Source organism: endosymbiont of Galathealinum brachiosum (genome assembly GCA_003349885.1).
Lineage (GTDB): Bacteria > Pseudomonadota > Gammaproteobacteria > SZUA-229 > SZUA-229 > SZUA-229.
This window is the reverse complement of the sequence record QFXC01000011.1, coordinates 483,868-506,798: the sequence shown is the minus strand read 5'-3', so window position 1 is coordinate 506,798 and position 22,931 is coordinate 483,868. Positions and strand designations below refer to the sequence as shown.

22 protein-coding genes are annotated in these 22,931 nt (G+C 38.8%); 6 read left to right on the top strand and 16 right to left on the bottom strand.

The features are described from left to right. The first annotated feature begins 98 nt into the window (after positions 1-98). Positions 99-1,502, top strand: a complete 1,404-nt coding sequence (gene argH, locus DIZ80_10715; protein RDH83153.1) for an argininosuccinate lyase — start codon at positions 99-101, stop codon at positions 1,500-1,502. A 47-nt stretch (positions 1,503-1,549) separates the two neighbouring features. Here the strand turns inward: argH and DIZ80_10710 are convergent, their stop codons facing one another. Together DIZ80_10710 and DIZ80_10705 are read right to left on the bottom strand one after the other, a co-directional pair. Continuing rightward, a complete protein-coding gene (locus tag DIZ80_10710; GenBank protein RDH82742.1) occupies positions 1,550-1,888 on the bottom strand; it encodes a hypothetical protein in 339 nt (112 codons plus the stop codon). A 23-nt stretch (positions 1,889-1,911) separates the two neighbouring features. Beyond that, complete coding sequence (locus DIZ80_10705) at positions 1,912-2,253, bottom strand: hypothetical protein (protein RDH82741.1); 342 nt, start codon at positions 2,251-2,253, stop codon at positions 1,912-1,914. Between the two features lie 197 nt (positions 2,254-2,450). Between DIZ80_10705 and DIZ80_10700 the strand changes: the two genes are divergently transcribed. Then, a complete protein-coding gene (locus DIZ80_10700) occupies positions 2,451-2,786 on the top strand; it encodes a sulfur relay protein DsrC (GenBank protein RDH82740.1) in 336 nt (111 codons plus the stop codon). 164 nt (positions 2,787-2,950) lie between these two features. Here DIZ80_10700 and DIZ80_10695 read toward each other — a convergent pair whose 3' ends face one another. Further along, a complete protein-coding gene (locus DIZ80_10695; GenBank protein ID RDH82739.1) occupies positions 2,951-4,018 on the bottom strand; it encodes a hypothetical protein in 1,068 nt (355 codons plus the stop codon). Between the two features lie 145 nt (positions 4,019-4,163). Between DIZ80_10695 and DIZ80_10690 the strand changes: the two genes are divergently transcribed. After that, a complete protein-coding gene (locus DIZ80_10690; GenBank protein RDH82738.1) occupies positions 4,164-5,063 on the top strand; it encodes a LysR family transcriptional regulator in 900 nt (299 codons plus the stop codon). Positions 5,064-5,185: 122 nt separating this feature from the next. Next, positions 5,186-5,545, top strand: coding sequence for a hypothetical protein (locus tag DIZ80_10685; GenBank protein RDH82737.1), 360 nt, complete (start codon positions 5,186-5,188; stop codon positions 5,543-5,545). A gap of 65 nt (positions 5,546-5,610) precedes the next feature. Here the strand turns inward: DIZ80_10685 and DIZ80_10680 are convergent, their stop codons facing one another. The 3 genes from DIZ80_10680 to DIZ80_10670 form a co-directional block, all read right to left on the bottom strand. After that, complete coding sequence (locus DIZ80_10680; protein ID RDH82736.1) at positions 5,611-6,816, bottom strand: sodium:proton antiporter; 1,206 nt, start codon at positions 6,814-6,816, stop codon at positions 5,611-5,613. Positions 6,817-6,900: 84 nt separating this feature from the next. Continuing rightward, positions 6,901-9,279: an isomerase gene (locus DIZ80_10675; GenBank protein RDH82735.1), complete on the bottom strand. Its 2,379-nt coding sequence runs from the start codon at positions 9,277-9,279 to the stop codon at positions 6,901-6,903. Then, positions 9,276-11,171: an ABC transporter ATP-binding protein gene (locus tag DIZ80_10670; protein RDH82734.1), complete on the bottom strand. Its 1,896-nt coding sequence runs from the start codon at positions 11,169-11,171 to the stop codon at positions 9,276-9,278. The genes DIZ80_10675 and DIZ80_10670 overlap by 4 nt, the downstream gene beginning before the upstream one ends. A 22-nt stretch (positions 11,172-11,193) precedes the next feature. Between DIZ80_10670 and DIZ80_10665 the strand changes: the two genes are divergently transcribed. Continuing rightward, complete coding sequence (locus tag DIZ80_10665; GenBank protein RDH82733.1) at positions 11,194-11,643, top strand: hypothetical protein; 450 nt, start codon at positions 11,194-11,196, stop codon at positions 11,641-11,643. A gap of 113 nt (positions 11,644-11,756) precedes the next feature. Continuing rightward, complete coding sequence (locus DIZ80_10660; GenBank protein RDH82732.1) at positions 11,757-12,479, top strand: DUF1223 domain-containing protein; 723 nt, start codon at positions 11,757-11,759, stop codon at positions 12,477-12,479. 16 nt (positions 12,480-12,495) lie between these two features. Here the strand turns inward: DIZ80_10660 and DIZ80_10655 are convergent, their stop codons facing one another. The 10 genes from DIZ80_10655 to DIZ80_10610 all read right to left on the bottom strand — a co-directional run bounded on the left by DIZ80_10655 (position 12,496) and on the right by DIZ80_10610 (position 22,926). Beyond that, positions 12,496-13,323, bottom strand: a complete 828-nt coding sequence (locus DIZ80_10655) for a sulfurtransferase (protein RDH82731.1) — start codon at positions 13,321-13,323, stop codon at positions 12,496-12,498. Between the two features lie 147 nt (positions 13,324-13,470). Then, the gene (locus DIZ80_10650) at positions 13,471-14,652 is read right to left on the bottom strand and encodes an aminoacetone oxidase family FAD-binding enzyme (protein RDH82730.1); all 1,182 of its coding nucleotides are present in this window, start codon (positions 14,650-14,652) and stop codon (positions 13,471-13,473) included. Between the two features lie 5 nt (positions 14,653-14,657). Further along, positions 14,658-15,983, bottom strand: coding sequence for a bifunctional (p)ppGpp synthetase/guanosine-3',5'-bis(diphosphate) 3'-pyrophosphohydrolase (locus DIZ80_10645; GenBank protein RDH82729.1), 1,326 nt, complete (start codon positions 15,981-15,983; stop codon positions 14,658-14,660). A 98-nt stretch (positions 15,984-16,081) separates the two neighbouring features. Further along, a complete protein-coding gene (gene glmU / locus DIZ80_10640; GenBank protein RDH82728.1) occupies positions 16,082-17,440 on the bottom strand; it encodes a UDP-N-acetylglucosamine diphosphorylase/glucosamine-1-phosphate N-acetyltransferase in 1,359 nt (452 codons plus the stop codon). Between the two features lie 167 nt (positions 17,441-17,607). Beyond that, a complete protein-coding gene (locus tag DIZ80_10635; GenBank protein RDH82727.1) occupies positions 17,608-18,027 on the bottom strand; it encodes a F0F1 ATP synthase subunit epsilon in 420 nt (139 codons plus the stop codon). Positions 18,028-18,038: 11 nt separating this feature from the next. After that, on the bottom strand, positions 18,039-19,415 hold the full coding sequence (gene atpD, locus DIZ80_10630) for a F0F1 ATP synthase subunit beta (GenBank protein ID RDH82726.1): 1,377 nt from the start codon (positions 19,413-19,415) through the stop codon (positions 18,039-18,041). A gap of 54 nt (positions 19,416-19,469) precedes the next feature. Continuing rightward, complete coding sequence (locus DIZ80_10625; protein RDH82725.1) at positions 19,470-20,330, bottom strand: F0F1 ATP synthase subunit gamma; 861 nt, start codon at positions 20,328-20,330, stop codon at positions 19,470-19,472. 12 nt (positions 20,331-20,342) lie between these two features. Continuing rightward, positions 20,343-21,884, bottom strand: a complete 1,542-nt coding sequence (locus tag DIZ80_10620) for a F0F1 ATP synthase subunit alpha (protein ID RDH82724.1) — start codon at positions 21,882-21,884, stop codon at positions 20,343-20,345. A gap of 12 nt (positions 21,885-21,896) precedes the next feature. Next, positions 21,897-22,433 carry a F0F1 ATP synthase subunit delta gene (locus tag DIZ80_10615; protein ID RDH82723.1) on the bottom strand — a complete coding sequence of 179 codons (537 nt, stop codon included), beginning with the start codon at positions 22,431-22,433 and terminating at the stop codon, positions 21,897-21,899. A gap of 22 nt (positions 22,434-22,455) precedes the next feature. Next, positions 22,456-22,926: a F0F1 ATP synthase subunit B gene (locus DIZ80_10610; protein ID RDH82722.1), complete on the bottom strand. Its 471-nt coding sequence runs from the start codon at positions 22,924-22,926 to the stop codon at positions 22,456-22,458. Between the last annotated feature and the right edge of the window lie 5 nt (positions 22,927-22,931).

Below are 22,931 nucleotides of genomic sequence, written 5' to 3'. Positions count from 1 at the left end.
ATTGCTTCACAGAAGAAAAAACACTTCAATTGGTTAGCTGTATGGGTTTTGCTATACTCCGCGCTAATTCAAAACCAGTTTCAGGATTCGGCATCATCATGAGCAACTCTTCAGATTCAAATACACCACCTGAGAAATTATGGGGTGGTCGTTTTACAGAACCAACCGATGCATTTGTAGAGGCATTTACCGCCTCTGTTCAGTTCGATCAGCGTATGTATCGACAGGATATCGAAGGCTCTCGTGCACATGCCCGCATGTTAAAGAAAATTAACGTGTTAACTGATGAAGATTTACAGGCTCTATTAAAAGGGCTTGATCAAATAGAACAGGAAATAACCGACGGTAAATTCGAATGGTCAATCGCCCGTGAAGACGTGCATATGAATATCGAAGCACGTCTTACTGAAATAGTTGGAGATGCGGGTAAACGTCTGCATACCGGGCGCTCACGTAATGATCAGGTCGCTACCGATATTCGCCTGTATCTACGTGATCAAATTGCTTTTGCAATCGCTGAAATTCGCCGACTGCAAACCGGTTTACTTGATCTGGCCGAACGTGAAGCTAACACCATCATGCCCGGTTTTACACATTTACAGGTGGCTCAACCTGTTACATTCGGTCACCACCTGTTAGCCTGGTTCGAAAACATGCACCGAGATGCTTCTCGCCTGCAAGACTGCGCTCGCCGATTAAATGTTTTACCTCTGGGTGCAGCCGCACTAGCGGGCACAACATATCCAATTGATAGACATTTCACTGCAGAACAGCTCAAGTTCGACGACGTTTGCCGCAATTCACTAGATGCGGTAAGTGACCGGGACTTTGCTATCGAGTTCTGTGCTGACGCGGCTATTTTAATGACCCATCTTTCTCGCTTCTCTGAAGAGCTGGTTCTCTGGTCATCTGCACAGTTTAATTTTATCAATTTACCTGATCGTTTCTGTACCGGTTCTTCGATTATGCCGCAAAAGAAAAACCCGGACGTGCCTGAGTTAGTTCGCGGTAAAACAGGTCGAGTTAACGGCCATTTAATTTCACTTCTCACACTAATGAAATCTCAACCACTGGCTTACAACAAGGACAATCAGGAAGATAAAGAACCTATTTTTGACACAATCGATACGTTATTAGGTTCTTTACGTGCATTTGCTGACATGATTCCCGCAATTGAATCTAAAAAAGAGAATATGTACAAGGCAGCTAAACAGGGTTTTTCTACTGCCACAGATTTAGCTGATTATCTGGTTGTTAAAGGCCTGCCATTTCGTGACGCACATGAAGTAGTGGGTAAAGCCGTTGCTTTTGGCGTTGACTCAAATAAAGACTTAAGTGAAATGTCACTAGAAGAACTACAGAAGTTTTCAGATATCATTCATAAAGATGTATTTGATGTATTAACACTGGAAGGCTCGGTGGCAGCACGTAATCATATTGGTGGCACAGCACCTGAACAGGTATTAAAAGCTGTAGCTGATGGACGTGAAAGAATAAAATAAAACAAATGCCTGTAGACACCTGCTATCTTTCATAGAGGCTTGATGACCTACAGGCGATTTCTCAAATCTGCTTCCACCTGCTCATAAGCTGTTTCTAGCTGCACAAATACACTCGCCAGATCAGCAGATTCACCTGCTCTAGCATCATCTTCCAGCTGTTTTGCATAGTGAAAAACCTGCATCGCCCCAATACTTCCACTGCCACCTTTTAACTGATGCGAATTCGCTATCACGCCCTCAAGATCACCCGCTGGGACAGCAATGCCAATGCCTTTAAGCAATTTAGGCGAATTATCGAGGTAGATTTCAATAAATTCATTTATTGAATCACCCATTAGGTCAGCAATTTCATTAAAAACCAGTGTATCGATTACTGCATCTGTCATAATTTTATTCAGTATATTTAAGTTTAGCGAGAAACGTCACCGACCAATGTCGCCTCAGGCACATATTGTCGGATAGCGGCGGTTAACTCCTTACATAAACCGGGTTTTGCTTTATGGGAAACCCATAAGCAATTGATTTTTAAGTCCATATTAGCAAAAACCACATCTGAACTATAACGGGATAATACCATCTGGATATCCGTCAAAGTTCGATCAATATAATCCTGTGGTTTTTTCTTTAGCCTGGGAATAATCAGCATAAAATCAACAAATGATTTACCATTTTCATCACGTGTGGGCGCAATTTTATACAATGGCTCCCCGGGGAGAACACCTTTAAACATATCAATTTTCTGATCAGACATAAGCTTCTCACATGAATTAAGCTAGTGTATATATTGAGCTTAGACGATCTCATACGAGAACGCGAAGAAATTAACATTATCACTAACTAAGACGACTGTCTAACAAATATCTTAAAAGTATTTGCCTCTGAAGGCGATTTCATGGATAATACCCGACCAAATTAGTCAAGATTATTTATTTTTTACGAGGTGATGTAATGGAAGCGGTTGTTGACGGTAAAACAATTGAATTAAGCGAAGCAGGCTGGCTGCTAAATTTAGAAGAGTGGAGTGAAGGGTTAGCGGAGAAAATCGCGATTACTGAAAATGTTCCTGAACTAACTGAAGAACACTGGAACATTATTAATATGGCCCGTGAGCACTTTCATGATAATGGCCAGGTTTGTGAGCCACGCGCTTTTTCTAAAAAGATGAAGAAAGAGTACGGCAAAGACAAAAGTGATCAGAAATATATATATTCTCTGTTCCCAACTGGTCTAATTAAATGCGCAAATAAAATTGCGGGTTTACCACGCCCTAAGGGCTGTAGTTAATTTACTACTTCCTCCTCAGGACAAAAAAAGGGTGACTATCATGTCACCCTTTTTTTATGCCTCTATTTAAATACAGTTTATTAAAATTAGATCTGGATTCACATGCGATGCAATCCATCAAACCTCTACATCTTCAGTGATTTAATGCTTCTTTCACTGAATACTCAAATTCTGCGTGTAACCCCAAATGTAAATGCCACATCCGGCCCATTATCAAAATTGACTATATTTTCAACCAGACCCACTTCAATAATATTATTCTCAGTACGCCACTTGTAACCAAAATGTATCTCATGGCTTACTTTATCCAGCGCTCCCAGATCTTTCAATACACCCTCACTAAACAAATACTGCACTATAAAGGCTTCATTACCAGTCATTGTAAATTCATATCCAAACATACCCGAAAACTGCTTTTCAGTTAACGGGATAACTTCCAGCGTTTTTTCCGATCCAAATCGCGTATATGAAAGATTTGCAAACATATAACCTGACGACTGTTTCTGCGCCATGGTTAACTGTAAACCATAATCAAATGCACCTTTTTCTATCATGCCACCTGAAAGTATTTCTAAACCTGTATTGAAAATAATCGCGACTGCAGGCCACTCTACACTTTTATCTATAAGTACTTTTTGAATTGAGAAACCCAGTGTTTGTGAGAAAACACCGTCCAGTTCATTAGCAAAGTTTGCCGAATATCCGGGTATAACGATATGTGTTTCATTCTGATTGATATCACGTCCATTTTGTTCAATTCCAAAAACATCATGAAAGGATTCTACAACCTCATCAAGGTACAGATTCTTTATACGTCTATCATTAAATGATAACTCCGTTGACCAGCTATCAGAAAATCCATGGTTAATAGCCAGACGCGTATCAATAAAGTTGAAATCAATCAGGTACTCACCTTCTGAGCGCAAATAAACACTGGCTGCAGCAATATGAAACTGTAGTTCCGTTTCTCCATCAGGCAAACCATATGGGGATCTCGGTAAGGGAGCCAGGCGTAAGGCCTGGCCAGGCGAAAGAGAGCGAATATTTAAAGGCCCTAAAGTACCCTGCCAATACGGATCTGGCGCAAAAGTATCTGCCCATGACTCACTGACTGACAAAACTAACAGCACTATAATTGCAACTAATTCAATATATTTGATAGTTACTTGTTTTTTATTATGAATAAACCGAGCAAATAGTTCATCGTAATTCATAAATTCGCACTTATTCATTTTTACACTAAACCCTTATTAATCAATAAGATAATTCACTTCTTATTGATTGTTTAATTTCAGACATATATTAGGACTTAATAATAATCAGACAGTTGCATTATTAATATTGGAATAATCTGCATATTTTGTTTAAAATAATTGAATGAAATTAACACTCGATGCATTAATTGTTCTGGATGCCATACATAGACAGGGAAGTTTTGCTGCTGCCGCTGAAACATTACATCGCGTTCCATCTGCGATTACCTACAGCATGAAAAAACTGGAACAGGATTTAAATACACCTTTATTTAATAGAGCTGGTCATAGAGCTAAACTTACAGAATCCGGTAAATTCTTACTGGATGAAGGGCGACATTTACTCGAAGCCGTTTCTGAACTTGAGAATCAGGTAAAAAAAGTATCAAGAGGATGGGAGATTGAATTAAATATCGCTATAGCAGATATGTTACCTATAGAAGGTTTACTTGAACTCATAAACGAGTTTTACCAACAACAAAGCGGAACACGCATACGTTTACACTCAGAAGTTTATGGCGGCACATGGGATGCATTAATGAGTAATCGAGCCGACCTCGTGATCGGCGCACCAGACAATGGACCAACAGGTGGTGGGTATCACGTACGCAAACTATGTCAGATTGACTGGATATTTGTTATTGCAGCGGATCATCCATTAGCTAAAATACAAACGCCTATACCTGAAGATATTATTTCTAAATATCGGGTTATTGCGGTAGCTGATACTTCACGCAACCTTCCGCCACGCACCGCTGGAATTTACTCTGGACAGGACATTTTTACAGTACCCAATTTTAAAACTAAAATAAAAGCTCATATTATGGGAATGGGGGTAGGATTTTTACCTCGATATTTTGTTCAAAATGAAATTGAACAGGGTTTATTAATTGAAAAAGAAGTGGAAACAGGGCATCAAACGGCTACAAGTTATCTTGCATGGCGTACTGGAAAAACCGGTCGCTCTCTACAATGGTTTATAGATAAGCTGGATAGCTCATTATTTTGCGGTAATCATAAGTAATGAACTTACTAAATTCTGAATTACCTTAAAATAATTAACCGATTTGAAATGGACACTAGATACGAATGAATAACATTATAAAAATCATCCCCTGGGGAGCCGCTTAATTATATACATATTCAATGTATATGCTGGGAAGTTATATTGTGCTGGCAACAGCGTATGCGTTGCTATCCAACTTAACAGTAACTACATTAAATATTATTTTTGGACTGGGACTGATTTTATCAGGCGTACTTTATATTCCTGCAATTATATCAACAGACTCTGGCTCAAGCACCTCGTCAAATATATTTATTAGCACAGTGTTCAGTTACCCCATTGTTTATCTTATTTCATTAATTTGTAGTCGGTGGGTACCCGTTATTGAAAAGAATGAAAGCACTTCTATTTTTATAGCCGCTTTACCTTTAATTAATATACTTGTTTTTATTCTTTTGATTTTAGTCTTAATAATAAAAGAAAAAATCAAAAGAACCTGAAGCATAATAATATTTGTTATATTTACTTTTTCGGCTGGTTTAAATAGAAATACAATTTGTATTACTCATTTAAACTCCTGACTATATCTACCGTAATACCATTTCATGAAAAGCGGTGGTAATAACGTTGTTAACGCAATTACAATTATCATTCCTGCATAAATTTCATTATTAAATATACCACCTGCTCTACCAAGCTCTGCAAATATAAGACCCACTTCACCACGAGGTATCATTGCCGTACCAATCATTAATCGGCTAGCCCATTTATCTTTTAGAAACAACGGGCCAGTCAATTTTCCTGCAACGGCTACTAATAATAAAGAAAACGAAAATATCCAGATGAATGCTGAACCCCAATCTATCTCTCGTAAATTTAATGACAGACCGACCATAACAAAAAAGATTGGGGTAAATAGTTGCACAATGGGTTTCATCTGAGATTCAATACGATCTGCAAAAGCTTCGTCCGCATGCAGTGCAATGCCAAGCGGCATAAAAAAGCGCCGAGACAATGCAAGCCCCGCAGCAAATCCACCAAGTAATTCTGGAGCACCAATTACATGTGCCAACCATGCAAAAAATAAAACTAAAGAAACAATTGTTGTTGGTATAAGTCCAGGTATTTCACTGGCAGCATCAAAACGTTTAATAATTATTGACATCAATTTGGCCGCAACCGGCGCTAGAACAAAAAAGGCAGTAATAAATACAAGCACTTTGCCCACATTCATGACGCTTACACCACCAGCAGTAGAAAACTCATAAAGTAGCGCGAGTAATACCACACCCATTACATCATCTAAAACAGCTGCGCCGAGAACAATTTGGCCTTCCTTTGAGTTTTGACGTTTGAGATCAGCCAGCACCCTTACGGTAATACCAATACTGGTTGCTGTCAGAGTGCCACCAATAAATAACGACACCATTACTGAGAGATCAAATACCCAATATGCCAGTGTAAAACCAAGTATTAATGGCAGGATAAACCCGGAAAACGCGACCAGAACAGAAGCACCACCTGTGCGCACAAGACGTTTTACATCTGTACCAAGCCCAACTTCAAAGAGTAACAGAATAATGCCAATGCCAGCCATTAATCGTATTGCTTCTGTAGGCTCAATCCATCCAAACAGACTTGGCCCTAAAACCACACCCGCAAACAACTCACCTATCACAGCAGGGGTCTTTAATCGTGTTGCTAACTCAGCAAAAATACGCGCAGCTAACAATATAATTAATAATGTCAGAAAAAAATCATGAGCCTGCATATCTAATCCATCATCAACTTAGCCTTAACCTTATGATTTTATATCATAATTTTCTCACTACCTACCTACGTATTATATTTCACCTCAACGATTGTTATATCGATACAAATCAAATATTCCGTAATCTACCGGATCCTGTTTTGCAAACTGCTCATTAAACCAGTCCGCCTCTTTCCAGAAATCTGAAGATGTTCTACGCACTCCATAACGACCAACAAAACGTTCATAATCATCTCTTGAGCTAATAGCAATAATTTCATTCGCAAAATCACTTAATTTATTTTCATTAACAACAAAAAAGAAGTTTGGATAAGATCCGAGCAACCCTTTATATATAGTCAGTGTATCTGAGTGCTTATCTCTGTTCTCCGTATCACTTAAAAGAGAACTAATATTTTTATAACCTTTATTATTTATAATGGTATACACCTGCGTTTCTTTTTCTGATATTACCTTTAAGAAAGCTGTGTCTGGAAATATACTTAATCTTTCACCTTTAATTTTTGCTATGCGTTGAATATGCCTTTCCATTTCCGACAATTTATTTTTAACATTACATTTAACCCCCTTACAGCGATTAATAAGATCAATGTTTTTGTCTGAGGCACTTAATCTTTGTTCAATTTTTCTATAAAACTCCATTTGCGGGTCATTCGTCTTAAACCCGTTTACTATCTGCACATTTAACCAGTCATCAGGCTCTTTGAAATACGGCTGCAAGCCTTCACGTATTCCCTTATACCACGACGCTCGAATTTCTCTTCTATGTTTAACCGGCAAAAAAGCCAGAAAGGTGTTTTCTGCTTCCATGCGTAAAAAATCCATATATATTCTGGTATTAAACTGGTGGCCTACATTTCCGCTAACATCATATCCTGCAACCAGTAAATAATGTATTCTCTCAAAAATCGGGTAATCAATTACCCAGGCCGTCTCAGGGTAATCACCTAGCAACCCCTGCTTCACTGTTGCGCTATCAAAATGTCTGAATACTGTTAATGCGTTATTATTTTTGTTTAAACTATCACTACCATCCCATATAAACTCGAGCGCTTTATCAAGATTCATTTTAGGTAGTTTAATATATTCTTCCTGACGCTTAAGCATATTGTCGCGTTGTAATTCCCAGTAATTTGTCCAGATACTAAATGGATTATATGTATTACCCTGCTCTGCCGGCAGATTAAAATCACCTGCGATTTCCTTCAAATATTCAGTATTATGATTAACACGTAATTTTTTCGGGTCGCTAAAAAAAACCCAGAAATTATCTTCGATAACATTTAATGCGACCTGCCCTCTACATACAGGGCCTTTTATAAAACCATCAATGAAAAACTTTGCATCATCAAGTAAAAAACGATATCGAGATTCAACAGGTATATCTGCAAATGTTCTTATAGGATTAGATGCAACCGCTGCCTCATATGATGGTAATTTATCAACTTTATAATCTGGATTAATAAATAACTCTTTGAATCTTTCTAGCTTTTTATCTGACAACTGATAAACAACATGTGATTTATCTACTATAGACGATTCCTCATATCGTAAACGATAATAAAAGGAATCCGGACCGGGGTAGTCATATGGGCGAATAGTTGCTATTTCATTTATCGTTTGTCCTGCAGGTGTAGATGAACGAACAATACGAAAAAATTCACGACTACTTTCACCTTTAAAATTAAGATGAGCCATAAACAAATGCTCATACAAATAACGACTTATCAGCTGGTATTTCAATCCTTTTTTATTTAAAAAATCTTCCCATGTCTTAATCTGATTTTGGGTTGATTCAGTAAAAGTTATCTGACTATCATCTGGCATACCCTGAGAGATCCACTTAACTAATATATGATATTCGTCATCTGATAAGTTGGGAGTGGCAAATGGCATACCCTGAAAGGGAAATTCTTCAGCATAATCATTAAACTCTTCATTAACCGGGCACGTCTGTTCCCTGTTTAGGCCTAGATCAATTTTTTCATCTATCATGCCCACTCTTGGCTGGGGATTAAGCTGTTTCAGACGCAGCATTTTGTACAGCACAGAGTGACGTAAATTATTAATCTCGTTATTTTCCTGTTCATTTAAAACAGAGTTGAAACCTTTTTCTCGCCATTCTTCTTCAGACTTTGCATCTATAAATAACCGTGTAGGTTGTGCCGCAATAATTCTTTCCGAATTATATACTTTTTCAGGATTCGCACCGCGTTTAATCCCTTCTATTGAAGTCAACTTTAACTGGCATGGTGCGTCATAACATCCATGACACACAATACAACGCTTTTCTAAAACGGGTCTTGCCTGATTTATAAAGGAGATATTTTTCTCTCCTCCTTTTAATAAAATATCATATTCAATATCAGACTGCTGCTTCGTTATACTTTCTTTATCACTTCCACATGAGACGATAAGCAATGAAAAAACAACAACTAAACCGTGAATCAAATACTTCGTCATTCTGTATCCTCTAACTGCTCCCAGCGCTCATAGGCCTGTTTTAATGCATACTCTATTTCTGAAACACGCGTTGTAGTTATCGCAATAATTTCTTTATTCTGCTGATAAAATTTAGGTTCAGCCATTTTTTCTGTTATCTCAGCCATTTCTGCATCCAGTGTTTCAATTAATACCGGCAGCTCTTCTAATTCTTTTTGTTCTTTAAATGTACGTTTCTTAACTGGTTTGTTCTGCTCTACTGGTTTTACTTCTGTCTTTACCTGTTTCTCTTTTTTGTCTTTTTTCCTGCTAAATTTATTTTTAAACTGCCTTAGCCAGTCCTCATACCCACCTACATATTCATTAACCTGCGCATTTCCTTCAAAGACCAATGTACTTGTTACTACATTATCTAAAAAAGCACGGTCATGACTGATTAAGATCAAAGTACCTTCATATGACATTAACAGGTCTTCAAGTAATTCTAGAGTTTCTACGTCCAGGTCATTAGTTGGCTCATCCATTACCAGAAGATTAAATGGTTTTGCAAATAATTTGGCCAGCATTAATCGGTTACGTTCACCACCGGATAAAGTGCTTACTGGTGAATTTGCACGTGTTGGGGCAAACAGAAAATCACTGAGGTAACTCATGACATGTTTTTCCCGGCCTGCAACTGTAATTTTATCGGTGCCTGGCGCTAAATTATCTCGCACACTTTTTTGTAAATCTAACTCTGAACGAAGCTGATCAAAATAAGCAATCTCAAGTTTTGTTCCTAGTTCAACTTTACCTTCGTCAGGCTGTAACTCGCCTAACATTAGTTTAATCAGGGTTGATTTACCAACACCATTTGGCCCGATAATACCTATTCGATCACCTCTGGTAATTAATGTTGTTAAGCCCTTAACGATAGGCATATCTCCATAACTATAAGTAAGGTTCTCAGCTTCAATGACTCGTTTGCCCGAACTATCCTGAGCTGAAACCTGCATATTGACCTGACCTTTCTGCTCTCGTCTTGCCGATCGCTCATTACGCATCGCTTTAAGTGCACGCACCCGACCTTCGTTGCGAGTACGACGGGCTTTTATGCCCTGACGAATCCATACTTCTTCCTGAGCTAGGCGTTTATCAAAAAGTGCATTCTCCTTTTCTTCGTTTTCAAGTGACTCCTGTTTACGCACAAGGTACGTTTCATAATTGCCCGGCCAGGAGGTTAACTTGCCACGATCTAGCTCTATAATTCTTGTTGCCAGCCTTCTCAGGAATGACCTATCGTGGGTCACAAATAACACACTACCATTCCAGTTAAGCAGAAACTCTTCTATCCATTGTATGGCTTCAACATCCAGATGATTAGTCGGCTCATCCAGTAATAACAAATCTGGTGTAGTAACCAGCGCTCTTCCCAACAACACCCGACGCTTTAAACCTCCGGATAACGAACTAAACTCATCATCTGCCGGTAACTCCAGTTGTGAGATGGTCGTTTCAACCTGTTGCGACAGACTCCAGCCGTCTACTGCTTCTAATTCATGCTGAATCCGAGATAACTCTTCCATCTTTTGATCAGTGTAATCTTCCGCTAATTCGAGGCTACAATGATGATAATTCTTTAAAATTTCACCTACACCTTCCAGTCCGGATGAAACCACATCATAAACACTGCCTTCAATATCATCTGGAATATCCTGTGTTAGATAGGCAATTTTTAGATTCTGCTGTTGCTCAATACTCCCCTCATCCGCTTTTACCATGCCTCCGATAAGCTTCATCAGAGTCGATTTACCCTCTCCGTTACGCCCTAATAGACATAAACGTTCTTTGGGGTCTATCTGCAGATTCAGAGAGTCAAATAAATTCGGCCCGCCAAAGCCCAGATTGATATTGCGTAGAGTGAGTAATGCCATAGTACTTCTGTAAATTCCTGTTATGTGGCGTGTATTTTATCAGAGCCTGATAGTATTATTATGTTTTTCACACCATAGAAATATTATGAACCTGACAATACTCTCAATTATTGAGTCCCCAACCCATCCAAAATTAAGTAATTTGTATAAACAGATGGGTGCGCGTGAAATTAAGGTTAATTCAAGCCGAAATGCCATTAAAGCCTTAAAAACATATAAACCTGATTTTATCGTGGCGGAATTTTTTTATGGTTATGGCAATAATTATGCTGGCGTTAATGTTAGTAATCTCGATGTTCTACTATCATCATTACCCAAATACAGTCCCGATACAAAAACGATTGTTTTTGTACTGAAAGAGGAAAGTCAATTTGTTAGTAAACTTAATGATCTGTATCCTCTACAGGGTGCGTTCTTACATGATACACCTGAAGATGCAATTGAAGCCTGCCTAAATGGCGAGAAGTCATAATTTTTCAAAACTAGCACCATTTTTCCTGCTTAAATATTTAATATTTATCACAAAATATTAACATCGTTGAACTGCCCTTACTTTACTCACTCTATGTAATACGGAGAGAGATTATGAAAAATGCCATTATTACGCTAAACCTGATATTAAGCCTTACTGTCGGGTATGTACTAACCGGTCAGGCACAAACATTCCAGAGTACGAGTGCTAATACCCAGCTACTCGAACTGTATTCATCCCAGGGTTGTAGCAGTTGCCCTCCAGCAGAACGCTGGATTTCCAGACAAATTGATAACCCGGGTTTATGGATTGATTTCATACCCCTTGTTTTTCATGTTGATTACTGGGACTATCTGGGATGGAAGGATCCTTTCTCTAAAAAGCAGTATTCTCAGAGACAAAGAACCTATCATTATCAGGGCGGGGTCAGCTCGGTTTATACACCGGGTATGATAGCTAACGGTAATGAGTGGCGTGGCTGGTATCGTGGTAAGACCTTACCAGAGTCTCTGGTTAAACCAGGCATTCTGTCTGCTGACTTAAATGACAATAACTTACATGTACATTACAAACACAAAATCCCTTTGAATCTTAATGTTGCTTTATTAGGTTTTTCAATTAAAACAGATGTGAAACACGGAGAAAATAGTGGTGAATTATTTTCTGAAAATTTCATCGTTTTAAATAAAATATCGAAACTTTCTAAGAATGGTACATGGGATATAGAACTGGAAACTACAAGTAATTTTGTTAGCCAGCGTTACGCATTAGCTATCTGGATTAATGCACCTGGTAACTTACAACCCATACAAGCCACAGGTGGCTGGCTTGATTAGGCATTAAGTCGAAATATTAATCTATTAGTTTGTTGAGCGGGATATCAAAAAAGGCATCTGCTCCACCTTTCATAAAATAGTATTTTTTTATACCTTTAGACTCAAGATAGTATTGAAACCATCTAACCTGTTTACCGACCATATCATATACAAAAAGTGTTTTATTACTCTTTTTTACAGATGCAATAAGCTTATCAAGTTTTGATTTTTCTCGCTTATCCAGACTAATCGAATTTTCCTCACCAGAAAATATATAAAATCCATCTCTCTCTATTCTATCTCTGATATCCAGTATAGTGACTTCAGAATTGGCATTTTTGATGAATGCTTCTCCTGGAAGAAGGTGCTCTGTAAATGCGCTTTTTGATATAAGCTTATCCGGACTTACTAGTACCTCCCCTAATAGTAGAGATTCAGCAGGATATTTCTTGGCCCATTCAAAAACACCTGCATCATATGCAAAAATATTATTTAAACCAAGATATGAGATACTGCGTTTTGCAGCTTTATATGATTTCATACATTTATGACCATTACAGTAAAACACCAGTTTCTTCTCTGGATTTTCCTGTCTTATTGTCATCATTCTTTTCTGGAATCGTTTGGTTGATAATGCAAGCGGGATAGATACGGCCGATTTGATCTTCAGGGTTTCATATTCATATTTTGATCTGGCATCTATTATTACAACATCATTTATCTGTTTATAGAGATCGTCTAGCTCAATAAATGGGACACTGGGATACAGTTTACGTCCTGGAAAACTATCTTCTGCTAAGACTGAAGCTGAAATAACGGTAAGTAAAATAACCCATATTAATTTCATTATTAAATATTCCCACATCCTGTTTGATGAATCGCATTATACCTTGCCAGATTTATGCTTAAATTAATACAGCTTTAAATCAACAAATTCATTAATGAGTAAATGCTCACATATTCAGTAATGTAACATCACTATTATTTGCACTTTAAATAAAAGTAATAACTCTCATTTGACAGCCTGTGACGCACACCATGCTGAAGACCACGCCCACTGAAAGTTATAACCTCCTAGCTGTCCCGTAACATCCAGAACTTCACCAATAAAATATAAATTGTTGTGCAACTTTGATTCTAATGTTTTAGATGATATATCTTCAGTACTTATACCACCTGAGGTTACTTCTGCTGTTTTGTAACCTTCTGTGCCAGATGGAGTCACCGTCCATTCATGTATGGTTTTAACTAACTGATCAATTACGGGTTTATCCAGCTGTTTTAACTTTAATTCTTTTAAATTTTCATTGCAGAGATATAAAACCAGTCGTTTTGGCAATACTACTGATAAACTATTAATCAATAATTTATCAGGATGCTTAAGCCTTTCTGACTTTATCACTTCTTTTATATTTTTAGATGGAAGCAAGTCTATTAATATTTCTTCACCAAATTTCCAGTATACAGACATTTTAAGAATTGCCGGGCCACTTAAACCCCGATGAGTAAATAACAAATCATCTTCTACATTATGATTTTTGTTACTTACTAATACCGGTAATGATACACCTGACAACTCTTTCTGTTTATCCAGAATTTTTTTGCTTAAAGTAAATGGCACTAAAGATGCGTTAGTTTTAACTATTTTATGGCCAAATTGTTGGGCAATTTCATATCCAAATCCTGTTGCTCCCAGTGTAGGTATTGACAGACCTCCCGTAGCAACAACTAATGAATTTGCAGTATAATTTTCAACATTTGTTTCAATACTATAAATATCACTCTTATTGATCTTATTAATGCTGCATTTTTTAAAGATCTTTACCGATGCTTTTGCGCATTCATCAAGTAACATTTTTAGAATATCTTTTGAGCTATTTTTACAAAATAACTGCCCAGGTGACTTTTCTACATACTCAATATTATGACTCTCTACTAAATTAAGATAATCATAAGCACTATATTGATTTAGAGCTGATTTTACAAAATGTATATTTTCTGATGTAAAGTCATCATACATCGTGTTCAAATTTGTAAAATTACAACGTCCACCACCGGACATTAAAATTTTCTTACCCACCTTATTAGCATGGTCTAACACTAACACTCGTTTATTTCTTATCGCACTATTAAATGCACAAAACAAACCTGCTGCTCCAGCACCGATCACAATAACATCATAATGGTTTTTCATGTTATTCAACTTAAGCGATTCACTAGGCGGGCAATTTGTGCCCAATCATGAGAAACAATATCCTGAGAATGAGCAAGATGGTTTCTTAAAGATTCAAGCTCTTTTATAACCTTCTTAGCTTGCTTACCCGTTTCAAAACCCATTTGCTCAAGAGAAGCTTTATCTGTAATTAAAATTCCTGCTTTATCTGAAAACTGTAGACATTCAATTAGCTGGCAATGCAAATTTCTTCGTTTTCGTTCTGACCAGATTTCTTCCATTTTCTCCAGCCGACCTTTTGACATAATTTGTTTCCAGGCTTCATCCGGGTACACTCTATCAATAAGTTCTGTTATAGAAGTTTCAATCATAGTAACCAGACCAAACAGCCACATTCTTACCTGTGGCTTATTAATATCTTCTCGAGTAACAACACCAGTTACTTCGCCAAATATATTAACAAAACAAAAATCATGCCTTGTTAAAACATGTATTACATCACTTAAACTAGCTGTTCCTCGTATCACCTGATCAACTGTAAAGTGTCGCATGCTATCACCACATACCTCGCCTTTTAAACGACTCTGCTTTACATAACCCTGAACTCTGCCATTTATTCTAATACTTGCAACACTTTGTCTATGATAATTAAAAGCTTTATCCGCTTCATCTATTAATGCATCACTATCAAAAGACAGTAAACTTTCCGCTACATCTCTTGCTGTAAATAATTGAAGATATTTATCCTTAAAATGTAAATCAGAAAATCCAATTAAATTTAGTAAAACGCTATTAACTGGTTCTACTAATCTTTCTATCGATGGATCTATACCTAATTTTTCACTACTTTTACTTATGAGATTCTGAGCCCGTTTAAACAACGTTTTATCACCTGTTGACAATACCTCTAAAAGAGCCTTCATTTCTGAAATAAAAGTTCTTGCAAATTTCTCATCATTTTTTACTATATCAGCACAATTATGAATTAAATCTGCCAACTTAATCGTTTTAGCTCTACGTGATGCTGTTGCAAGATGTTGACGATCTATTTCTTTTCGCGTTGCTCTATTTCCATCTGACGGCTTACTAACATCCGTTAACTCTTCAACAAGTTCAGCAACATGAATTCCGAAGGCTTTTTCAATATCACCTAATGTTGCTGGTGTATCCTCAACAGTGTCATGCAACCATGCCGCTGCAATCATTTCTTCATCATCAGTAACTGTTGACACAAGTTTCGCTACAGCTTGTAGGTGTGTCTGATAGGGTAAATTAGAATATTTACGTACGTGATTAATTCGTTGATGTTCTGTCGTTGCGAACTCTTGAGCTTTTGTAATTAAACTAGACATATTTTTCCGAACTTGAAGCTGAGTTATGTAAGCACTTATTCTGTATGGTTACTAAAATAATTACCTACACACCTCTTTCCTATAGCGCTCTATATTAATTATTTTTTTGTAGGGCGTTCCCATCCTGGAATACTTTTCTGTGGTGAACGACTTATCACTAATTCCCCTTCAGATACATCTTTAGTTACTGTCGCTCCTGCACCAATCGTTGCTCCATCAGCAATATTAACAGGGGCAACTAACTGAGTATCTGAGCCTACAAATACATTATCGCCAATAATTGTTTTGTGTTTATTTGCACCGTCATAATTACAGGTTATGGTTCCGGCGCCAACATTAACATTTGAACCCATTTCTGTATCACCAATATAGGAGAGATGATTTACTTTACTTCCAACACCAATATTTGCTTTTTTAATTTCTACAAAGTTTCCCACTTTAGCATTTTCACTTAAATGCGCTTCTGGTCTTAATCGAGCGTATGGACCTACTTCGCAATTATTTTCAACAATTGCATTCTCTAAAACACAATTGGCTTTTATATTTACATTTTCACCAATGATTGAATTAATTATTACACAATTTGGACCTATATTTGTTCCAGAACCAATTTTTACATTACCTTCAATCACTGCATTTATGTCTATATATACATCGTTACTGATATCAGCATTACCACGTATATCTATACGAGCAGGATCTGCCAGTGCAACACCATTAGTCATAAGTTCATCTGCAATATTTCTCTGATAAATTCGTTCTAACGTACCCAATTGTAAACGATTATTAACACCTTCAACTTCATAGCTTGAATTTGGCTGAGCTGTTTTGATGGCAATATTTTCTTTTTCTGCCAGTTCGAAAATATCTGTTAAATAATATTCACCCTGACTATTTTTATTATCAATATTATTTAATAATCTTTTTAATGTTTCTCCATTACAGGAGAGAATGCCAGTATTAACTTCCTGTATCTTTTGTTGCTCATCATTTGCATCTTTTTGCTCAACGATACCGGTTACCTGGTTATCCGCATTGCGTAAAATACGGCCATAACCAAATGGGTTATCCAGATTTACTGAAAGCAAACCGACTTTACCTTCTGAGCCATCAAGCAGGTCTTCTAATGTTTCTTTTTTAGTTAAAGGCACATCACCATATAAAACCAGAACATTGTTATTTAGATTTACTGAATCAAATGCCTGCATTACAGCATGACCCGTGCCTAGCTGCTCTTTCTGCTCTACCCATTTAGCATCAAAATGTTTGCAGGTTTCCATTACCTGATCGCCACCATGACCATATATAACAACCACTTCTTCTGCTCCTAACTCTTTAGCAGTATCGTAGACATGTTCTACCAGGGGTTTATTTGCAAGCTTATGCAGCACTTTAGGCGTGCTTGATTTCATGCGTGTGCCTTTTCCGGCGGCCAGGATTACTACACTTAATGGCATTAGGGTTCCTTTCATTATGTGAGCTTCATCAATTGTTATTAACTACTTATTGTTAATAGAAGCATTAAATTTAAGCTAATAATACAACATTTATAACTAATTGCATTTTTATAAGACAATAAAAAAGCCGGAACAAGTCCGGCTTTTTTAAAAAGTAAAAAAACGCTTTATCTACGTCCTCGCACCTTCTTGATTGTCTCAACCATTGCAGCGGCTTCAGCTAATTGAGAGCTGGCTTTTGCGAAGTCCATTTCAGAATGTTGATCCTGCATGGCTTCTTCAGCGCGTTGCTTAGCTTCAATTGCAGCAGCTTCGTCCAGATCATCTGCACGAACTGCGGTATCAGACAATATTGTTACCACGTGTGGTTGAATTTCCAGCATGCCACCTGAGATGAAATAAGACTCATCTTCTCCGTCACGTCCACGTACTCGAACTTCGCCAGCTTTCAGCTTAGTCAGTAATGGAGTGTGACGTGGTGCAATACCTAATTCACCCATGATACCCGGGGCAAAAACCATAGTGGCTTCGCCTGACCAGATTTCTTTTTCCGCAGAAACAATATCTACATGTGTTGTCATAGCCATATCAGCTCACCTTACATGTTTTTCGCTTTTTCTTTAACTTCATCGATGCCGCCTACCATGTAGAACGCCTGCTCTGGAATATCATCCAGTTCACCATCAAGGATTGCTTTAAAGCTAGCTAAAGTTTCTTTTAAACCTACGTATTTACCTTCAGCACCGGTAAATACTTCAGCTACGAAGAATGGCTGTGATAAGAATTTCTGAATTTTACGAGCACGGGCAACGGCCTGCTTATCTTCATCAGATAATTCGTCCATACCCAGGATCGCAATGATATCTTTTAATTCTTTATAACGCTGCAATATACCCTGTACACCACGAGCTATATCGTAATGTTCCTGGCCAACGATCTGTGGATCAAGCTGACGAGAACTTGAGTCCAATGGATCAACCGCCGGGTAAACACCTAACTCAGCAATTTGACGAGACAGTACTAATGTCGCATCTAAGTGAGCGAATGTCGTTGCAGGAGATGGATCGGTTAAATCATCCGCAGGTACATAAACTGCCTGGAACGAAGTAATCGAACCGGTTTTAGTTGATGTAATACGTTCCTGAAGAACACCCATTTCTTCTGCTAGTGTTGGCTGGTATCCAACCGCTGAAGGCATACGGCCTAACAGTGCAGATACTTCTGTTCCAGCAAGTGTGTAACGATAGATGTTATCGATAAACATTAAGACATCACGACCTTCGTCACGGAAGTTTTCCGCAATAGTCAGACCTGTTAATGCAACACGTAGTCTGTTTCCTGGAGGCTCATTCATCTGACCGTAAACTAGAGCAACTTTATCTAGTACGCCGCCTTCTTCCATTTCGTAGTAAAAATCGTTACCTTCACGAGTACGCTCACCAACACCTGCAAATACAGAGTAGCCGCTGTGCTCAACCGCGATGTTACGAATAAGCTCCATCAATGTAACGGTTTTACCAACACCCGCACCACCGAATAAACCAACTTTACCACCCTTAGCGATTGGCATAACCAGATCGATAACTTTAACACCGGTTTCCAGTATTTCTACTTCAGAAGATAACTCTTCATACTTAGGTGCCGCACGGTGAATAGGTAAAGATTTTTCTTCACCAATTGGGCCAGCTTCATCGATTGGCTCACCCAGTACATTCATTACGCGACCTAATGTTTTAAGACCAACTGGAACAGTAATTGCTGAACCTGTGTTGATAACATCTAAGCCACGTTTCAAACCTTCAGTTGAACCCATGGCAATTGTACGAACAACACCATCACCCAACTGAGCCTGAACTTCTAATGTCAAACTCGCGCTTTCGATTCTTAACGCATCGTATACCTTAGGAATTGAATCCCTTGGGAACTCAACGTCGATTACCGCACCGATAATCTCGACTATTTTTCCAGCACTCATAGACTGATCCTCATAAATTTAAATTCTTTTATGTCGACGCTTACGCGTCGACAATTAAACCGCAGATGCACCTGCAACAATCTCAGAAATTTCCTGAGTAATTGCTGCCTGACGCGCTTTGTTATAAACCGTTTCAAGTTCGCCGATAATATCGCCCGCATTATCCGTTGCCGATTTCATGGCAATCATTCGAGCAGACATTTCACAGGCGATGTTTTCAACAACACCCTGATAAACTTGTGATTCAACAAAACGCATGAGCAGGCCATCAAGAATCTCTTTAGAGTCCGGCTCATAAATGTAATCCCAGTGATGTTTTAAATTTTCATCAGTGGAACCGCTTACGGGTAACATTTGTAAAACTGTTGGCTCTTGCGTCATCGTATTAACAAACGTATTGCTAATTAAATGCAGCTGATCGATTTTACCGTCAGTAAATGCATCAAGCATTACCTTGATAGAACCTATTAGGTCATTAATGTGGGGTGAATCACCTAACTGGCTGGCCTCAGCAACTACGTTGCCTGGGTTGCGCTTGAAAAAATCAACCGCTTTACGACCAACCGGCACTACATCAATTTCCACGCCTTTGTCATGGTAGGCTTTCATGTCGTTAATCGCTTTTTTAAAGATATTAACGTTTAAGCCACCACACAAACCACGGTCTGATGTAACCACAATATAACCAACACGCTTCACTTCACGTTCGATCATATACGGATGTTTTATTTCCGCATGAGCCTGAGATAAATGGGCAATTACATTGCGCATTTTCTCAGCATATGGACGGCTAGCTCGCATTCTTTCCTGCGCTTTACGCATTTTAGAAGCGGCTACCATTTCCATTGCTTTGGTAATTTTCTGAGTATTTTTAATACTCTTTATTTTACCGCGTATTTCTTTTGCACCGGACATACTAAGTCTCCGCTACCAAACACCGTTAGCTTTAAATGCGTCTAGAGCTGTTTTCATTTCACCAGCAATATCGTCATTATAATCACCCGCTTCATCTATCTTAGAAACGAGATCGGCGTTATTAGATTTAACGTAAGCCCACATGGCTGCTTCGAAATTAAGAACTGCCTTAACTTCAATATCATCCATATAACCTTCATTCATCGCATATAGACTGAAGCCCATTTCAGCCACACCCATAGGTGAGTACTGAGCCTGCTTCATTAACTCAACCGCACGTTCACCTAAGGCTAACTGTGCGCGAGTTGCGTCATCAAGGTCAGATGCGAATTGAGCGAATGCTGCAAGTTCACGATACTGAGCCAATGCTAAACGAACACCGCCGCCTAACTTCTTGATGATCTTAGTCTGAGCTGCACCACCAACACGAGATACAGATAAACCTGCATTGATCGCTGGACGAATACCTGCATTGAATAAGTCAGATTCTAAGAAGATCTGGCCATCCGTAATTGAGATAACGTTGGTTGGTACGAATGCAGAAACGTCACCGTCCTGTGTTTCGATAATAGGAAGAGCAGTTAAAGAACCAGTCTTACCTTTTACAGCACCGTTAGTTGCTTTTTCTACGAAGTCAGCATTAACTCGTGCTGCACGCTCTAATAAACGAGAGTGTAAGTAGAAAACGTCACCTGGATATGCTTCACGACCTGGTGGACGACGTAACAGTAGAGATACCTGACGGTAAGCCCATGCCTGCTTAGTTAAATCATCATATACAATCAGTGCATCTTCGCCTTGGTCACGATAAAACTCACCCATTGAACAACCAGAGTAAGGTGCAATATATTGCATAGCCGCAGAATCAGACGCTGCCGCCGCAACGATGATAGTGTGAGCCATTGCATCGTGCTCTTCTAATTTATGAACCAGGTTAGCAATGGTTGATGCTTTCTGACCAATCGCAACGTATACACATTTAACGCCTGTGTCTTTCTGATTGATGATGGCATCTAACGCTACTGCTGTTTTACCTGTCTGGCGGTCACCGATGATTAACTCACGCTGGCCACGACCGATGGGTACCATCGCATCGATTGATTTCAAACCAGTTTGTACTGGTTGATCAACTGACTTACGTTCGATAACACCCGGTGCAATCTTTTCGATAGGTGCGAATGTAGTTGTTTCGATTGGGCCTTTACCGTCGATAGGTGAGCCTAATGAATCAACAACACGACCTAAAAGTGCATCGCCTGTTGGTACTTCTAAAATTTTACCTGTGCACTTGGCAACATCACCTTCTTTCAGGTGCTTGTCTGAACCTAGTACAACCGCGCCTACTGAATCGCGCTCCAGGTTAAGTGCTAATGCATAAGTTTCGCCTGGCAGTTCGATCATCTCGCCCTGCATTGCCTCGGATAATCCGTGGATACGAACGATACCGTCGCTCATGCTTACAATAGTACCTTCGGTACGGGCTTCTGCTACCGTCTCAAAGTTTTCTATTCGTTTTTTAATCAGTTCACTGATTTCTGATGGATTCAGTTGCATTCTAATTCCTCTTTAATGGCCAACAGCTTGAGTCAGAGACTCAATTTTTGCTTTTGTTGAACCATCGATAACTAAGTCGCCTGCGCGAATAATTACACCGCCTATTAACGACGAATCTACTTCAGTCGATAACGTAACTTCACAGCCTAATTTCTTTTTCAGGGCGTCGGTCATTGATTGAACTTGTGCATCGCTTAATGCGTATGCTGCTGTTGCAATTGCTTCAACCGTATTTTCTGCTGCTGCGCGAAGCGCTTCAAACAAAACTACAATTTCTGGCATTAACATAAGGCGGCTATTTTCAGCCATAACTTTGATAAAGTTTTTCTGAGTATCAGAAATTTTATCAGCGCAGATACTTAATAAAATATCACCTTTAGCTTCAGCACCCATTGCTGGGTTATCAATCACGGCTGCAAATTCATCGTTGCATACTACTGCATCAATAAATTGCAGGGCGTCTGACCATTCCGCCTGCTTCGATTCGGCTTGCGCCACTTCAAAAGCTGCTTTCGCGTATGGTCTTGCTGCTGTTGTAAATTCAGACATGGTGTTTACCTATACCCTTTTTCTATATCTGGGCAATCATGTCATCAACGATTTCGCTATGTGCGCTTTCGTTAACTTCACGATTAAGGACTTTAGCAGCACCAGCCATTGCGATACCTGCAACTTGTTGTCTCAGCGCTTCTTTTGCACGATTGATCTCTTGATCAATCTCAGCTTCAGCTGCCGTTTTAACACGACCCGCTTCTTCTTTTGCAGTATCTTTCGCTTCTTCAACAATTTCAGATGCACGCTTTTGCGCCTGAGTCACAATATCAGATGCCTGATTTTTGGCTTCTCTAATATGTTTCTCAGCTGCTTTTTCAGCTAGCTCTTGCTCATGCTGTCCGCGCTCTGCGGCAGCAAGTCCATCGGCAATCGTCTTTTTACGTTCGTCCAGCGCTGCAATTAGCGGTGGCCAAACATACTTCATTACGAACCACACAAACACGAAAAACGCGATTGACTGTCCGATAAGAGTTGCATTGATGTTCATGTTTA

What these genes read in the sequence shown, in the direction of transcription:
- argH (RDH83153.1), top strand. Translation starts at nt 99, where the DNA reads ATGAGCAACTCTTCAGATTCAAATACACCACCTGAGAAATTATGGGGT.
- DIZ80_10710 (RDH82742.1), bottom strand. Translation starts at nt 1,888, where the DNA reads ATGACAGATGCAGTAATCGATACACTGGTTTTTAATGAAATTGCTGAC.
- DIZ80_10705 (RDH82741.1), bottom strand. Translation starts at nt 2,253, where the DNA reads ATGTCTGATCAGAAAATTGATATGTTTAAAGGTGTTCTCCCCGGGGAG.
- DIZ80_10700 (RDH82740.1), top strand. Translation starts at nt 2,451, where the DNA reads ATGGAAGCGGTTGTTGACGGTAAAACAATTGAATTAAGCGAAGCAGGC.
- DIZ80_10695 (RDH82739.1), bottom strand. Translation starts at nt 4,018, where the DNA reads ATGAATAAGTGCGAATTTATGAATTACGATGAACTATTTGCTCGGTTT.
- DIZ80_10690 (RDH82738.1), top strand. Translation starts at nt 4,164, where the DNA reads ATGAAATTAACACTCGATGCATTAATTGTTCTGGATGCCATACATAGA.
- DIZ80_10685 (RDH82737.1), top strand. Translation starts at nt 5,186, where the DNA reads ATGTATATGCTGGGAAGTTATATTGTGCTGGCAACAGCGTATGCGTTG.
- DIZ80_10680 (RDH82736.1), bottom strand. Translation starts at nt 6,816, where the DNA reads ATGCAGGCTCATGATTTTTTTCTGACATTATTAATTATATTGTTAGCT.
- DIZ80_10675 (RDH82735.1), bottom strand. Translation starts at nt 9,279, where the DNA reads ATGACGAAGTATTTGATTCACGGTTTAGTTGTTGTTTTTTCATTGCTT.
- DIZ80_10670 (RDH82734.1), bottom strand. Translation starts at nt 11,171, where the DNA reads ATGGCATTACTCACTCTACGCAATATCAATCTGGGCTTTGGCGGGCCG.
- DIZ80_10665 (RDH82733.1), top strand. Translation starts at nt 11,194, where the DNA reads ATGTGGCGTGTATTTTATCAGAGCCTGATAGTATTATTATGTTTTTCA.
- DIZ80_10660 (RDH82732.1), top strand. Translation starts at nt 11,757, where the DNA reads ATGAAAAATGCCATTATTACGCTAAACCTGATATTAAGCCTTACTGTC.
- DIZ80_10655 (RDH82731.1), bottom strand. Translation starts at nt 13,323, where the DNA reads ATGTGGGAATATTTAATAATGAAATTAATATGGGTTATTTTACTTACC.
- DIZ80_10650 (RDH82730.1), bottom strand. Translation starts at nt 14,652, where the DNA reads ATGAAAAACCATTATGATGTTATTGTGATCGGTGCTGGAGCAGCAGGT.
- DIZ80_10645 (RDH82729.1), bottom strand. Translation starts at nt 15,983, where the DNA reads ATGTCTAGTTTAATTACAAAAGCTCAAGAGTTCGCAACGACAGAACAT.
- glmU (RDH82728.1), bottom strand. Translation starts at nt 17,440, where the DNA reads ATGCCATTAAGTGTAGTAATCCTGGCCGCCGGAAAAGGCACACGCATG.
- DIZ80_10635 (RDH82727.1), bottom strand. Translation starts at nt 18,027, where the DNA reads ATGGCTATGACAACACATGTAGATATTGTTTCTGCGGAAAAAGAAATC.
- atpD (RDH82726.1), bottom strand. Translation starts at nt 19,415, where the DNA reads ATGAGTGCTGGAAAAATAGTCGAGATTATCGGTGCGGTAATCGACGTT.
- DIZ80_10625 (RDH82725.1), bottom strand. Translation starts at nt 20,330, where the DNA reads ATGTCCGGTGCAAAAGAAATACGCGGTAAAATAAAGAGTATTAAAAAT.
- DIZ80_10620 (RDH82724.1), bottom strand. Translation starts at nt 21,884, where the DNA reads ATGCAACTGAATCCATCAGAAATCAGTGAACTGATTAAAAAACGAATA.
- DIZ80_10615 (RDH82723.1), bottom strand. Translation starts at nt 22,433, where the DNA reads ATGTCTGAATTTACAACAGCAGCAAGACCATACGCGAAAGCAGCTTTT.
- DIZ80_10610 (RDH82722.1), bottom strand. Translation starts at nt 22,926, where the DNA reads ATGAACATCAATGCAACTCTTATCGGACAGTCAATCGCGTTTTTCGTG.